Origin of the sequence: Streptomyces sp. NPDC059851, from assembly GCF_042732005.1 — a bacterium.
In the GTDB taxonomy this organism is placed as follows: domain Bacteria; phylum Actinomycetota; class Actinomycetes; order Streptomycetales; family Streptomycetaceae; genus Streptomyces.
This window is the reverse complement of record NZ_JBHWJJ010000183.1, coordinates 1-13,355: the sequence shown is the minus strand read 5'-3', so window position 1 is coordinate 13,355 and position 13,355 is coordinate 1. Positions and strand designations below refer to the sequence as shown.

The following is a 13,355-nucleotide window of genomic DNA, read 5'->3' as shown; positions in this document are numbered from 1 at the left end:
GGCACGCGCCCCGCCCGCCTGGCCGTCTGGGTGGGGGCGCCCCGGATCAGCAGCCCGGCACCCCCGGTTTGGCGGTAAATCTGGGGGGTGTGGCGGGGCAGCTCCGGCCACACCTCGGCCGCGTCCCCGATCCGTCCCGGTATCCGGGAGCCCAGCAGTGCGATCGCCGCCGTGCCGAGGGCCACACCGAGCAGCGCGAAGGCCAGGTGCTGGACGAGGAAGCCCCGGGTCACCTGGCCGGGGGTGAAGCCGACGGCCTTGAGGACGGCGATGTCCCTGAGCTGCCCCCGGACCCGCGCGGCGATGGCCCCCGCCGCGGCGAGCGCCGCCGCGAGCAGCGCACCGAGCCCGAAGACGGCGAAGACCTGGCCGAGGAGCCGGTCGTCACCGCCCGCCTCGGCCCGCGCCTGCTGCCACTTGGTGACCTGGGCCACGTGGTCCGAGCCGAGTACGGTCACGGTCCGCTGGACGATGAAGTCGGTGTCGTCGGGATCCTCCAGCCGCAGCCCCACGCTCTGCCCGGAGGGTCCCTGGGCCATCGCGTCGAGGGTGGGGGAAAGGACCCAGCCGATGCCCGGTGCGCCGCCCGGCCGGTAGCGCGGCTCGGCGGCCTCGGCCACGCCGCTCACCCGCAGGGCGCGCGGGGTGCCGTCCGGCCCGATGACCCGTACCGTGTCGCCCGGCTCGGCCCACAGGGCGCGCGCTACCGAGGCCTCCAGCACGACCGCGCCGTCCCGTTCGGCGTCGCTGTCGGGCGGGGTCAGCCAGCTGCCCGCGGTGACGAGCGGCCTCCCCGTCTCCGGGGGCGTCACCTCGGCGGCCCGCAGCGTCACCGAGGCGCGGGCGCCGCGTGACTCGACGGTCGTCGCCGCGGTGCGGAACGGCCCGGAGACCGAGGCGACCCCGTCCACGCCGGACAGGGCGTCCATGTCCGCCCCGGCGCGGGTGTGCAGCCAGACGTGAGCGCCGTGGGACTGGTTGAAGCTCCGCTGCCAGGGGTTCGCGGCGTAGCCGAACAATGCGCCGGCGAGCAGGAGCGAGGCGATGATCCCGGCGCTGGCCAGGACGACGAAGAGGGCTTCGCCGCGGTGTGCGCGGAAGTCGGCGTGCGCCCAGCGCAGAGTGGCCCGCACGGTCAGTCCTTCAGGTCGAGGACGCGGGACACGCCGCCGGGGCGCCCGGGTCGGCCGTCCCCGAGCCGTGCGTCGTCGGCGATCCGCCCGTCGAAGAAGCTGATGACGCGGTCGGCGGCGCTGGCCATCCGCGCGTCGTGCGTGACCATCATGATCGTCTGGCCGCGCTGGTGGAACCGGGACAGCAGCCGCAGCACCTCCCGGGTGCCCTTGCTGTCGAGACTGCCGGCCGGTTCGTCGGCGAGGAGCAGGGCGGGGTGGTTGACCAGTGCCCGGGCGAGGGCGACCCGCTGCTGTTCGCCCCCGGACAGCTCGCCGGGCACCGCACGTTCGCGGCCCTCCAGGCCGAGCTCGGCGAGGAGCTCGGCGCGGGACTCGCGGGCGGCCTTGGGAGAAGCCCCGGCGAGCAGGGCGGGCAGTTCGACGTTGTCGGCCACGGTGAGGTTCGAGACCAGGTTGAAGAACTGGAAGACGATGCCGATGCTGCGGCGCCTGAGCACCGCCCAGCGGGCCTCGCGGAATTCGTCGACCCGCTCCCCGCCGATCCACAGCTTCCCGGCGTCCGGCCTCTGCAGGCCCCCGATCAGGTGCAGCAGCGTGGACTTGCCGGCTCCGGAGGGTCCGGTGACCGCGACGAACTCGCCCGGGCGGACGGTCAGGTCCACCCCGCGCACCGCATGGACCGGTGCACCCTCGCCGTGGTGGGTCTTGGCCAGGCCCTCGGCCCGGACGATGGGCACGTCAGGAGCGGCAGTGGCGGTGTCGCTCATTCCAGCTCCTCCTGGCAGCGTTCCAGCCAGTCGAGGTCGGCCTGCAGGTGCAGCATGGCGCCCTCGATCAGCAGGTGGGAAATCTTGTTGTCGCGGTCCTCGGCTGCGGCCAGCTTCGACAGGTCCCGCATGGTGTTCAGGTACTGCCGCCGCTGCTTGTTGATCAGCGTGACCGGGTCGGCCATTCCCGATTCCGGTGCGAGGGCGAGCTTCATGAAGAACTCGTCCCGTACCCGGGGCTCCTCGGCGGTGTCCTCGAACCAGGCCTGCACGGCCTCGCGCCCGGCGTCCGTCAACCGGTACGTACGCTTGTTGGGCCGGCCCGACTGCTCGACGTCCTCGCCTTCGATCAGACCGCTCTTCTCGAGGCGCCCGAGGGTGACGTAGACCTGGCCGACATTGGGCTGAGGGTACGCGGCGCCCAAGAGCTTCTCAAGGTCCTGCTTCAGCTCGTAACCATGGGCCGGGCCGCGCGTGAGGAGTGCCAGGAGCGGCAGACGCACTCGCTCCCCCCTCCTTCTCGCTCCGTAGCCAACCGTTCACCGGGCAACGGGCAGGTCGGCACCGCCGCCCACCCCCGTCTGCCTGGGCATCTAGTATCGCGCATGCCTAACAGGTATATATAGGCCGCAATGGTCGGCGGCGCAGCCGGATCGTGCACTGGGAGGAACCTATGCGGTGGATGCGTGCCGCGGGTAGGGCTCTCCTGGTCGTGGCGGTGGTGCTGGCGGGGTACGCCGGCTTCGGCGTCCGCGCCGACACGGGCGCGGCCGCCGGTTCCCGCGGCCCCCTGACGCTCGCGACCGCGGGCGACCTGACCGACTACCTCTCCCCGCTGCTCGACGACTGGAACGAGGACCACCCCGGCGAGCACGTGACGCTCGTCGAACTGCCCGACTCGGCCGACGAGACCCGGGCCCAGATGATCAGCGAACTGCGCTCGGGCGGCCAGCGCTTCGACGTGCTGAACATCGACGTCGCCTGGACCTCCGAGTTCGCCGCGGCCGGATGGATCTCCCCGCTGGAGCGCACCCGCTTCCCGCTGGACGCGTTCCTGCGGCCGGTCGTGGACACGGCGACCTTCGACGGCCGGCTGTACGCGGTCCCGTACGTCACGAACGCGGGACTGCTCTACTACCGCAAGGACGTCCTGGACCAGGAGGGCGAGCAGCCGCCGCGCACCTGGGCCGAGCTGGCCCGCCAGGCCCGTACGGTCGCCCCGAAGCACGGCCTGGACGGCTACGCCGGCCAGTTCCTGCCCTACGAGGGGCTCACCGTCAACGTCACCGAGGCCGTGCACTCGGCCGGCGGCTCCGTCCTGCGCGACGACGGTGCCCGGGTGGCCGTGGACTCGGACGCGGCGCGCGCGGGACTGCGGTTCCTCGCGGACGGCGTGCGGGACGGTTGGATCCCCCGCGAGGCGCTCGGCTACAAGGAAGAGGAATCCCGACAGGCGTTCCAGGACGGCCGGCTGCTCTTCCTGCGCAACTGGCCCTACGTGTACGCCAACGCGAGCGCCGAAGGCTCGAAGATCGCGGGTAGGTTCGGGGCGGTGCCGCTCCCCGGACCCGACGGGCCCGGCACCAGCGTGCTCGGCGGCTCCAACCTCGCCGTCAGCAGCCGCGCGCGACATCCGGCGACGGCGGCCGACCTGATCTCGTACCTCACCAGTGAACCGGTCCAGCGCAAGGTCCTCACCCGGGGCTCGCTGCCGCCGGTGCGGGCCGCGCTGTACGAGGATCCCGAGCTGATCCGCGCGTACCCGTACCTGCCGACGCTCCGGCAGAGCGTACTGTCCGCGGTGCCGCGCCCCAAGAGTCCGCGCTACGACCAGGTGAGCATCGCCGTGCAGGCGGTGGCCCAGGACCTGATGGCGCAGCGCCAGGCTCCGGAGCAGGCCGTGGCCCGGCTCGCGCGCGAGCTCGGGGCCCTCTCCCGCAAGGGCTGATCGCACTCTTCTTCACCTCCCCCACCTCCGCCAAGGGCGCCTACTTACATGTTAGGTAGGCGCCCTTAGTCGCGCGCAGGGGAATTTGGGGACAAACCATCCCAGCTTTGCGCTACTTCTGGACACATCGTTGACACCTTTCGGTCGCCGCTACTTAACATGCATGCATAACAGCGCACCTGATCGGGGCGCTCTCGCATTCAGCAGAAACAGGTCGACGCGAGATGCTCAGCACCCTTCCGGCCGACACCGGCCTCCCCACCCGCAGCGCCACGGCAGCCGACGCCTGGTGGCGCGACGCGGTGATCTACCAGGTCTACGTCCGCAGCTTCCTCGACAGCACCGGGGACGGCATCGGCGACCTGGCCGGCGTACGGGCCGGGCTGCCCTACCTGCGCAAGCTCGGTGTCGACGGCATCTGGCTCAGCCCCTTCTACCCGTCGCCGCAGCACGACCACGGCTATGACGTCGCCGACTACTGCGGGGTGGACCCCGTCTACGGAGACCTCGCCGAGTTCGACCGGCTGGTCGCCGACGCCCACCGGCTCGGCCTCAAGCTGCTGCTCGACATCGTCCCCAACCACTGCTCCAGCGAGCACCCGTGGTTCCGCGAGGCGCTCGCCGCCGGGCCCGGCAGCGCCGCCCGCTCCCGCTTCCACTTCGCGCCCGGCCGCGGCCCGGACGGGGCGGAACCGCCCAACAACTGGCACGCCATGTTCGGTGGCCCCGCCTGGAGCCGGGTCACCGAGCCCGACGGCACCCCCGGCGACTGGTACCTGCACCTGTTCACGCCCGAGCAGCCGGACCTGAACTGGCGCGACCCGGCCGTGGGCGACGACTTCGAGCAGGTGCTGCGCTTCTGGCTGGACCGCGGTGTCGACGGCTTCCGCATCGACGTCGCCGCCGGTCTCTACAAGCACCCCGAGCTGCCCGACTCCGACGACCCGCGAGCCGACGAGCGGGCCCGCGACGCCGTCAACCAGCTGGCCTGGAACCAGCCCGAGGTCCACGGCGTGTGGCGCCGCTGGCGCTCGGTGTGCGAGGAGTACACCGCCCGCGACGGACACGAGCGGCTACTGGTCGGCGAGGTGTCCGTACCGACCGCCCGCGAGCACGCCGAGTACGTCCGCCCCGACGAACTGCACCAGGCGTTCTTCTTCGACCTGCTCAGCGCACCCTGGGACGCCGACGCCTTCCGCCGGACGATCACCGAGGCGGTGCGCGACATCGCCGGCACCGGCTCCACCGTCACCTGGGTACTCAACAACCACGACCAGGTCCGCACCGTCACCCGCTACGCGGGCGAGCCCGGCGTGGAAGGCAGCGGCCTCGGTGCCGCCCGCGCCCGCGCCGCCGCCCTGCTGATGCTCGCCCTCCCCGGCGCGGCCTACGTCTACCAGGGCGAGGAGCTCGGCCTCCCCGAGGTCCTCGACCTGCCCGACGAGGTCCTCACCGACCCGATCTTCCACCGCACCGGCAGCCGCAAGCACATCCGGGACGGCTGCCGCGTCCCCCTGCCCTGGTCCGGGCACGCCTCCCCGTTCGGCTTCAGCCAGGTCGCGGTCGACGTCAAGCCGTGGCTGCCGCAGCCCGCCTGGTTCGCCGAGCACGCCACCGACCGCGCCCTCGCCGACACCCGTTCCTTCTGGCACCTCTACCGCGACGGCCTCCAGCTGCGGCGCAGCCTCCCACAGCTCGGCGACGGCACCCTGCGCTGGCTGGACACGCCGCCGCAGGTGCTGGCGATCGTCCGAGGCGACGGCCTGGTCTGCGCGGTCAACTTCGGCACGGAGCCGGTACCCGCCCCGGTGCCCGGCACCCCGCTCCTCGCGAGCGGCCCGTGCCCCGACGGGGTGCTGCCCGCAGCCACCGCCGCCTGGTGGACGGGGGAGTTCCCGGCCCCGTAAGCCCCGCAGACACCACCGCCCCGCAGACACCACCGCCCAGCTCCCCGACCCGCCCAGCTCCGCCCCGCCCCCACCCGCCCCTTCACAAGGAGCCCCTCATGCGACGACCCAGCACGACGCCCCGCCGGATCGCGACCGCCACCTCCGTGGCCCTCGCCCTCACCCTCGGTGCCACCGCCTGCGGCGGCGGCACCACCGGACCCGCGTCCGGTGGCGAACTGAACGGCCAGACCGTGACGGTGGCCGGAGTCTGGACCGGCAGCGAGCAGAAGAACTTCAAGAAGGTCCTGGACGCCTTCACCGCGAAGACCGGAGCCAAGACGGTCTTCGTCCCCTCCGGCGACAACGTCTCCACCTTCGTCGGAAGCAAGATCGAAGGCGGCAACGCCCCCGACGTCGTGATGGTCCCCCAGGTGGGCGTCCTGAAGCAGTTCGCGAAGGAGGGCTGGCTCCAGCCCCTGTCCGACCAGGCCGCCAAGACCGCCGACTCCTCCCTCGCCCCGGTGTGGAAGAACTACGGAACCGTCGACGGCACCTACTACGGCCTGTACTTCAAGGCCGCCCACAAGTCCACGGTCTGGTACGCGCCCGACGCCTTCACCCAGGCCGGTGCCAGTGAGCCGAAGAGCTACGCCGACCTGCTGAAGACCGGACGCTCGCTCGCCGACTCCGGCCGCCCGGCGTTCGCGGTGGCCGGCGAGGACGGCTGGACCCTCACCGACTGGTTCGAGAACATCTACCTCTCCCAGGCCGGTCCGGAGAAGTACGACCAGCTGGCCCAGCACAAGATCAAGTGGACGGACGACAGCGTCGTCAAGGCCCTCACCACCCTCGGTGAACTGTTCAAGGACCAGCAGCTCGTCGCCGGTGGCGCGCAGACGGCCCTCCAGACCGACTTCCCCTCCTCCGTCGAGCAGGTCTTCGGCCCCCAGCCCAAGGCGGGCATGGTCTACGAGGGAGACTTCGTCGGCGGCGTCGCCAAGGACCAGTTCGGCAAGAAGCTCGGCACGGACGCCAAGTTCTTCCCCTTCCCCGCCGTCGACGGAGGAAAGGCGCCGGTCGTCAGCGGCGGCGACGCCGCCGTCGTCCTCAAGCAGGGCAAGAACAGCCAGGCCGGCATGAAGCTGGTCGAGTTCCTCGCCTCGCCCGAGGCCGCCGAGGTCTGGGCCGGCGCGGGCGGCTTCCTGTCCCCGAACACCAAGGTCGCCCTCTCCGCGTACGGAGACGACACCACCCGCAGCACCGCCGAATCCCTCGTCGCGGCCGGCGACTCCGTGCGCTTCGACATGTCGGACCAGGCGCCGGCAGCCTTCGGCGGCACCAAGGGCGCGGGCGAGTGGAAGCTCCTCCAGGACTTCCTGCGCGACCCCTCGGACCCGCAGGGCACCGCGGCGAAGCTCGAGGCCGAGGCCGCCAAGGCCTACGGAAACTGAGGCGCCCCCATGGCTGACACCCTCACCGCCCGCGCCGCGGCCGACCCGCGGCGCCGGGCCCGGAGGAGGCAGCGCCGCCTCGCCGTCCTCTTCGTCCTACCGGCCCTGCTGTTGCTCGGCGCGCTGGTCGTCTACCCGGTCGTCTTCTCCTTCGTCCGCAGCCTCTTCGACGCCAGCGGCGACCGGTTCGTCGGGGCCGGGAACTACAAGGCCATCGTGCAGGACCCCGCCACCCTCAAGGCGATCCGCAACAGTGCCATCTGGGTCGTCGTCGCCCCGACCCTGCTGACCGGCCTCGGCCTGGTGCTCGCCGTGCTCACCGAGAAGGTGCGCTGGGCGACCGCCTTCAAGCTGGTGCTCTTCCTGCCGATGGCCGTGTCCTTCCTGGCCGCGGGCATCATCTTCCGCCTCGCCTACGAACAGAACCCCGACCGGGGCGTCCTCAACGCGGTCGCCGTCGGCATCCACGACACCTTCCAGGACACCGCCGCCTACCCGACCGCCCGCCCCCGCGCGGGCCACGGCCTGACGGGCGGCGCGGGCGGCCCGTACAGCACCGAGAAGCCCGTACGCCCCGGCGAACCGGTCAGCCTCGGCTTCGTCGGCGTGGCACCCGACGCGATACCCGCCGGAGCCGCGGCGGCGACCGCGCCGCCGGCGTCGGCGCCCGGCGAGGACGTCATCGCGGGCGTCGTCTACCTCGACTTCGCCCCCGGCGGCGCCGGCACCCCCGGCACGGTGGACCCGGGCGAGAAGGGCCTGCCCGGGATGACCGTCGAGGCCGTACGGGACGGCAAGGTGGCCGCGACCGCCACCGCCGGCGCGGACGGATCGTTCCGCTTCACCGGACTGGCCGCCGGCGAGTACACCGTCCGGCTGCCCGCCGCCAACTTCGCAGCCCCCTACCAGGGCGTGAACTGGCTCGGCCCGGCCCTGGTGACGCCGGCCATCATCGGCGCCTACCTGTGGGTGTGGACCGGCTTCGCCATGGTGCTGATCGGCGCCGGCCTCGCCTCCATCCCGCGCGACGCGCTGGAGGCCGCCCGGATGGACGGCGCCACCGAGGGCCAGATCTTCCGCAAGATCACCGTGCCGCTCCTGGCACCGGTCCTCACCGTCGTCTTCGTCACCCTGGTGATCAACGTGATGAAGGTCTTCGACCTCGTCTACATCATCGCGCCCGGACCGGTCCAGGAGGAGGCGAACGTACTGGCCACCCGCATGTGGCTGGTCTCCTTCGGCGGCGGCAACGACCAGGGCCTGGGCAGCGCGCTCAGCATCGTGCTCCTCCTGCTGGTCGTCCCCGCGATGATCTTCAACATCCGGCGGTTCCGAAGGAGTGCAGCATGAGCAGCCACGGCACCATCGAACGCCGAGTTCCCCGGCGGGCGACGACGCTCCGGCCGGTCCCCGCCCCCAGCCCCTCGCCGGCCGGGCCGCGCCGGGGGAGCAGGCTGTCGCGCCTGCTCAGCAGCTCGGCGGTCCAGGGCCTGCTGATCCTGGTCGCCCTCGTGTGGATCACCCCACTGGCGGGCCTGCTGCTGTCCTCCATGCGCTCCGAGCAGGACAACGCCTCCGGCGGCTGGTGGACCGCACTCACCGACCCGTCCCAGCTGTCCCTGGACAATTACGGGGCCCTGCTGGAGGACTCCGGCATCGCGGCGGCCTTCGGCAACACCGTCCTGATCTCGGTGCCCACCACCGTCCTGGTGGTCGGCATCGCGGCCATGGCCGGTTACGCCTTCGCCTGGCTGGACTTCCCCGGCCGGGACGGCATCTTCCTGGTGGTCGTCGGACTGCTGGTGGTACCCGTGCAGATCGGGCTGCTGCCCGTGGCCAAGCTGTTCGGCGCGGTGGGACTGTTCGGCACGATCACCGGCGTCATCCTCTTCCACGTCGCCTACGGGCTGCCGTTCGCCGTCTTCCTGCTCCGCAACTACTTCGCCGAGATTCCGCGCGAGATGCTCGAAGCGGCCCGGATGGACGGGGGAAGCGAGTGGCGGATCTTCTTCCGGCTCGTGCTGCCGCTCGGCCGCCCGGCCATCGCGAGCCTGGCCATCTTCCAGTTCCTCTGGGTCTGGAACGACATGCTCGTCGCGCTGCTGTTCGCGGACAGCGGGTCCCAGCCGCTCACGGTGGCGCTGCAGTCCCAGATCAGGCAGTTCGGCAGCAACATCGGCGTCCTCGCGCCGGGCGCGTTCCTGTCCCTCGTGGTCCCGCTCGTCGTCTTCTTCGCCTTCCAGCGGCACTTCGTCCAGGGCGTGATGGCGGGCTCGGTGAAATAGCGCCACCGGTGCGCCAGTGCCAATGGTGCAGCAGCCGCGCGGCCCGTGCTCCCGCGGCAGCGTCCCCCTCCGGCGGACCGGAGGGGGATGCCGCCTTTTCAGGCCGAGGGGGCTTCGCCGATCGGGCGGATCACCACCGGGTACTCGGGGGATCCCGCAGGTACCGGACACTGGGTGATCCGGGAGGCGATCTGGGTGACGCGGTCGAGGCCGGAGCACTCCAGCAGCCAGTATCCGGCGGTCAGGACCTCGGTGTCGGCGTACGGCCGGTCGGTGACCACCGGTTCACGGCCGGGGGAGCCGGTGACGAACCGGGCCTGCGCGGGCGCGGTGAACCCCTGCCCGTCCAGGAGTTCCCCGGAGGCGGTGAGTTCCGCGTTCAGGTCGTTCATGAAGGCCACCATGGCCGCGATCTCGTCACGGCTCCATCCGGGGAAGGGCGAGTCCTTCCCCTCCATCGCGTCGTAGTCGGCCTGGCTCGCCTGCACCGTCACGAAGTACTTCATGCCCCCAGCCAACCAGCTCCCGGCCCGGCGGGCCGGCTCCCGGACGCGACCGGGTCCGTGTTCCCCCGGGCGGCGGCCGCCGGGGCGGGCACCGGCTCAGGAGGGCCTGGTTCCCGGTTCCTCGGCGAGCCGCTCCTTCTCGGCCTTGAGCTTGCGCCACACGGTGCCGAGGGCCTGGACGTCCTGCTCGTCGAGGAGCTCCGTGAAGACCGGTGCCAGGGCCTCCCGGCGGGTGGCGTCGGCCTCGGCGAAGACCCGGCGGCCCTCCTCGGTCAGCGAGACCTCGACCGACCGCGCGTCGCGCGTCGAAGGGGTACGGGCCACCAGACCGCGGGACTGCAGGGCGTCGACGACCCGGGAGACCTGGCTGCGGCTGAGCATGGTGCTGTTGCCGAGGACGGAGGCGGGCACGGGCTCGGGGCTGGACGCCAGCCACAGCATGACCTCGAACCAGGAGACGGGGAGGCCGTGTGCCTTGGTGAGGGCGCGGTCGACGCGCTCGGTCATCACCGTGCCGGCCCAGACGAGCCCGTAGAAGGCGTAATCGGCGGCGGGCATCTCGGCCTGTGTCAGTTTCTTCGACATGGACCGAGCCTATAGGGAGGGGGTTGCGTGTGCACACACACAAGCCTATGGTGTGTGTGCACGCACATAAATCGGCCCCGTCGAAAGGTCCGTCATGTCCAACACTTCCGCCACCCCCGCCACTCTCCGTACCGTCCTCATCACCGGCACCTCCTCCGGCATCGGCCTCGCCGCCGCCATCGCCGCCGCCCGGGCCGGCTGGCGCACGGTCGCCACCCTCCGAGACACCGACCGTGCCGACGCCCTGCGCAAGGCCGCCCTCGAAGCGGGCGTCGAGCTCGACGTCCGCCAGCTCGACGTGACGGACGGGGCCTCCGTCGCGGCCGCCGTGGACGGGGTGATCGCCGACTACGGCCGGCTGGACGCCGTCGTGAACAATGCGGGTGCCGGCCACGTGGGCACCCTGGAGAACGACTCCCTCGCCGACATCCGCAAGGTGATGGAGGTCAACTTCTTCGGCGTGCTGAACGTCTCCAAGGCCGCGCTCCCGCACCTGCGCGCCACCGGTGGCCGCCTGATCACCGTCACCAGCGTCGGCGGCGTCGTCGGCCAGCCGTTCAACGAGGCCTACTGCGCTGCCAAGTTCGCCGTCGAGGGCTACATGGAGAGCCTGGCCCCCGTCGCCCGCACCCTGGGCGTCACCGTGTCCGTCATCGAACCCGGAGCCGTGGCCACCGAGTTCGTGAACAACATCGGCATCGACATCGAGGCCGACATCGACGCCGGGCCGTACACCGACGCCCTGCGCCGCTACATCGACCGCACGGTCGCGCAGTTCCTGGACGGCACCGCCCAGACCCCGGCCGGGGCGGCGGAGGCCGTCATGGAGGCCCTCACCGCCGACCGGCCCGCGTTCCGGATCCAGACCACCGACTGGGCCCGCGGCTTCGTCGGCACCAAGCTCGCCGACGCGGACGGATCCACGGTCCAGGCCCTCACCTCCGCCTGGGTGGCCTGACCGGTGGCCTGACCGGCCGCCCCTCAGTTCCCGAACGCGGCCACGGCCAGGCGCTGGGCCACCGCCGGGGCACCGTTGACGGAGGCGGACGCGGTACCCAGCGCGTAGACCGCGCGCCGGTTCAAGTCGCGGGAGGCGAAGACGCCGCTGCGGTATCCCGGATCGGAGCCCGTCTTGCCCCACAGGACCGAACCGTCGGGCAGCGGCACCGACATCAGCCCGACGCTGAAGCAGGCCGTGCCCTCGCCGGGACCGGTGTTGCAGTGGGAATTGTCGGCGTACGGCAGCGGCCCGCCGTCGGCGCCCTTCGGCACGGCGAACAGCTCCGCGGCCTGCGCGGGGCGCAACAGCCGGCCGTCGAACAGGCCGGTGATGAACCGGTCCAGGTCACCCGTGGTGGAGGTCATGCTCGCGGGCAGCCCGCCCTGCACGTTCACGTCGACCAGCTCGCCGCTGCTCCTCGGCAGATAGCGGGGTAGGTACGGCCGCGGCACGGGCGTGCTGCGCCCCACTGCGGCGGCCCTGGTCTCCCGCATCTTCAGCGGCTTCAGGATGCGGGTGGTCACCTCGTACTGGTACGGGTGGCCGGTGATCTCCTCGATGAGCTTGCCCGCGACGCGGTAGCCGAAGGAGTTGTACTCCTGCCGGGTGCCGGGGCGGAAGTGCGGTCCGGGACCCGGCCTGCCCTCCGGGTGGAGCGTCTGCCGGATCACCTCGTCGAAGCCGAGGTAGTCGAGGCGGTCCTCGATGTCCTCGTCCGGCGACGGGACCGGGGCGCCCCCGAAGTCGTGGGGCAGACCACTGGTGGTTGAGCAGCTGCCGTATGCTGACCGGCTCCTTGAACCGGTCTTCCGGGAGCAGCCCTGGCAAGTAGTGCTGGACGCTCCGGTCAAGATCGACCCGGCCCTCGGCGGACAGCTGGAGCAGGATCACCGCTTCCATCGGCTTGCTGATGCTGCCGATCCGGAAGTGCGCACCGGGGCTGATGCGCTTGCCGCTGACGGTGTCTCCGGACGTGCCGCGCCACGACTGCCCGTTCCTGTGGACCTCGGCCACGACACCGGCGGCTCCGTCGTCCGGGCGCACGGCGATCGCCTCACGCAGTGCGGCAGGGTCCAGGCCGCCCGTGCCGGGCCCCGCGGTGGCGGCCTGCGCCGGGGCGACGGCGCAGAGCACCACGGCTGCGGCGAAGGGGAGGGACAGGAGCGGGACGGAGGTACGACGCACGGGACATCTCCACTCGGACGGCGGGAACGGGGCCCCTCGATCCTGTCCACCGGGTCCGCCCAGGTGCGACGGGGATCTCCCCGGCCCCGCCCCGCCCCGACCCTGACCCCGCATCAGGGAAACCGCCCGGCGGCGTCCCCCGTGTGCCGGGGCCTCCCCTCCGTCCCCCTCAGCCCTCGGGGTGCGGGGGCTCCACGTCCTTCGAGAGGGGCACCTGGCCCGTGTTGTCGACGTGCCGGGCCGAGACCCAGACGGGCCTGTCCCGCAGCAGGTACCAGATGCTGTTCCCGTCGATGTCCTGGGCGTGGACCTTGCTCATGAGGCCGATCTGGGTGCCGTGGGTGAGGGTTCCGGAGATCGCGGAATCGGTGCTGGGATACCTGCGCATGTTGACGCCGTTGCTGCTGACGACCGTACCGAAGGGCTGCTGCGGGCTGGGCATCTCTTCCTCCAGGGCATGACGGGTCCGTGATCGCTGCACCCGGCGTCCGGGCGTGCTGACCGCAGACTAGCTGTATTGCCCAGTGAGGTTGGGGACGCGGCTGGCGGGTGGTTTGCCTGCGAGCGCGGTGTGTCCGCGGTGGTGATTGTAGGAGTGCAGCC

At 71.9% G+C, this 13,355-nt stretch carries 12 protein-coding genes and 1 pseudogene; 6 read left to right on the top strand and 7 right to left on the bottom strand.

Features of this window, described 5'->3' with window-relative positions; all coding sequences use genetic code 11:
- The 3 genes from ACFV7Q_RS35725 to ACFV7Q_RS35715 form a co-directional block, all read right to left on the bottom strand.
- Positions 1 to 1,133: ABC transporter permease (locus tag ACFV7Q_RS35725; protein WP_385435095.1), on the bottom strand; the 1,133-nt coding region annotated here is incomplete at its 3' end.
- 2 nt (positions 1,134 to 1,135) lie between these two features.
- On the bottom strand, positions 1,136 to 1,903 hold the full coding sequence (locus ACFV7Q_RS35720; protein WP_385435094.1) for an ABC transporter ATP-binding protein: 768 nt from the start codon (positions 1,901 to 1,903) through the stop codon (positions 1,136 to 1,138).
- Positions 1,900 to 2,406, bottom strand: coding sequence for a PadR family transcriptional regulator (locus ACFV7Q_RS35715; RefSeq protein ID WP_385435093.1), 507 nt, complete (start codon positions 2,404 to 2,406; stop codon positions 1,900 to 1,902). Before ACFV7Q_RS35715 ends, ACFV7Q_RS35720 begins: the two co-directional genes overlap by 4 nt.
- A gap of 170 nt (positions 2,407 to 2,576) precedes the next feature.
- On the opposite strand from ACFV7Q_RS35715, the gene ACFV7Q_RS35710 reads away from it, so the two are divergent.
- The 5 genes from ACFV7Q_RS35710 (at position 2,577) to ACFV7Q_RS35690 (ending at position 9,476) form a co-directional block, all read left to right on the top strand.
- On the top strand, positions 2,577 to 3,851 hold the full coding sequence (locus tag ACFV7Q_RS35710; protein ID WP_385435092.1) for an ABC transporter substrate-binding protein: 1,275 nt from the start codon (positions 2,577 to 2,579) through the stop codon (positions 3,849 to 3,851).
- 224 nt (positions 3,852 to 4,075) lie between these two features.
- On the top strand, positions 4,076 to 5,758 hold the full coding sequence (locus tag ACFV7Q_RS35705) for a glycoside hydrolase family 13 protein (protein ID WP_385435091.1): 1,683 nt from the start codon (positions 4,076 to 4,078) through the stop codon (positions 5,756 to 5,758).
- 98 nt (positions 5,759 to 5,856) lie between these two features.
- Complete coding sequence (locus tag ACFV7Q_RS35700) at positions 5,857 to 7,191, top strand: ABC transporter substrate-binding protein (protein ID WP_385435090.1); 1,335 nt, start codon at positions 5,857 to 5,859, stop codon at positions 7,189 to 7,191.
- Positions 7,192 to 7,200: 9 nt separating this feature from the next.
- Positions 7,201 to 8,541: an ABC transporter permease subunit gene (locus ACFV7Q_RS35695; protein WP_385435089.1), complete on the top strand. Its 1,341-nt coding sequence runs from the start codon at positions 7,201 to 7,203 to the stop codon at positions 8,539 to 8,541.
- Positions 8,538 to 9,476, top strand: a complete 939-nt coding sequence (locus ACFV7Q_RS35690; RefSeq protein ID WP_385435088.1) for a carbohydrate ABC transporter permease — start codon at positions 8,538 to 8,540, stop codon at positions 9,474 to 9,476. Before ACFV7Q_RS35695 ends, ACFV7Q_RS35690 begins: the two co-directional genes overlap by 4 nt.
- 98 nt (positions 9,477 to 9,574) lie before the next feature.
- Here the strand turns inward: ACFV7Q_RS35690 and ACFV7Q_RS35685 are convergent, their stop codons facing one another.
- Positions 9,575 to 9,982: a YciI family protein gene (locus ACFV7Q_RS35685; RefSeq protein ID WP_385435087.1), complete on the bottom strand. Its 408-nt coding sequence runs from the start codon at positions 9,980 to 9,982 to the stop codon at positions 9,575 to 9,577.
- Positions 9,983 to 10,078: 96 nt separating this feature from the next.
- Positions 10,079 to 10,567 carry a MarR family winged helix-turn-helix transcriptional regulator gene (locus ACFV7Q_RS35680; RefSeq protein ID WP_385435086.1) on the bottom strand — a complete coding sequence of 163 codons (489 nt, stop codon included), beginning with the start codon at positions 10,565 to 10,567 and terminating at the stop codon, positions 10,079 to 10,081.
- Positions 10,568 to 10,661: 94 nt separating this feature from the next.
- Between ACFV7Q_RS35680 and ACFV7Q_RS35675 the strand changes: the two genes are divergently transcribed.
- Positions 10,662 to 11,525 carry an SDR family oxidoreductase gene (locus ACFV7Q_RS35675; RefSeq protein WP_385435085.1) on the top strand — a complete coding sequence of 288 codons (864 nt, stop codon included), beginning with the start codon at positions 10,662 to 10,664 and terminating at the stop codon, positions 11,523 to 11,525.
- 23 nt (positions 11,526 to 11,548) lie between these two features.
- Here the strand turns inward: ACFV7Q_RS35675 and ACFV7Q_RS35670 are convergent.
- A pseudogene (locus tag ACFV7Q_RS35670) lies at positions 11,549 to 12,866 on the bottom strand (serine hydrolase domain-containing protein).
- 55 nt (positions 12,867 to 12,921) lie between these two features.
- Positions 12,922 to 13,194: an SH3 domain-containing protein gene (locus tag ACFV7Q_RS35665; RefSeq protein WP_385435084.1), complete on the bottom strand. Its 273-nt coding sequence runs from the start codon at positions 13,192 to 13,194 to the stop codon at positions 12,922 to 12,924.
- Positions 13,195 to 13,355 lie beyond the last annotated feature (161 nt).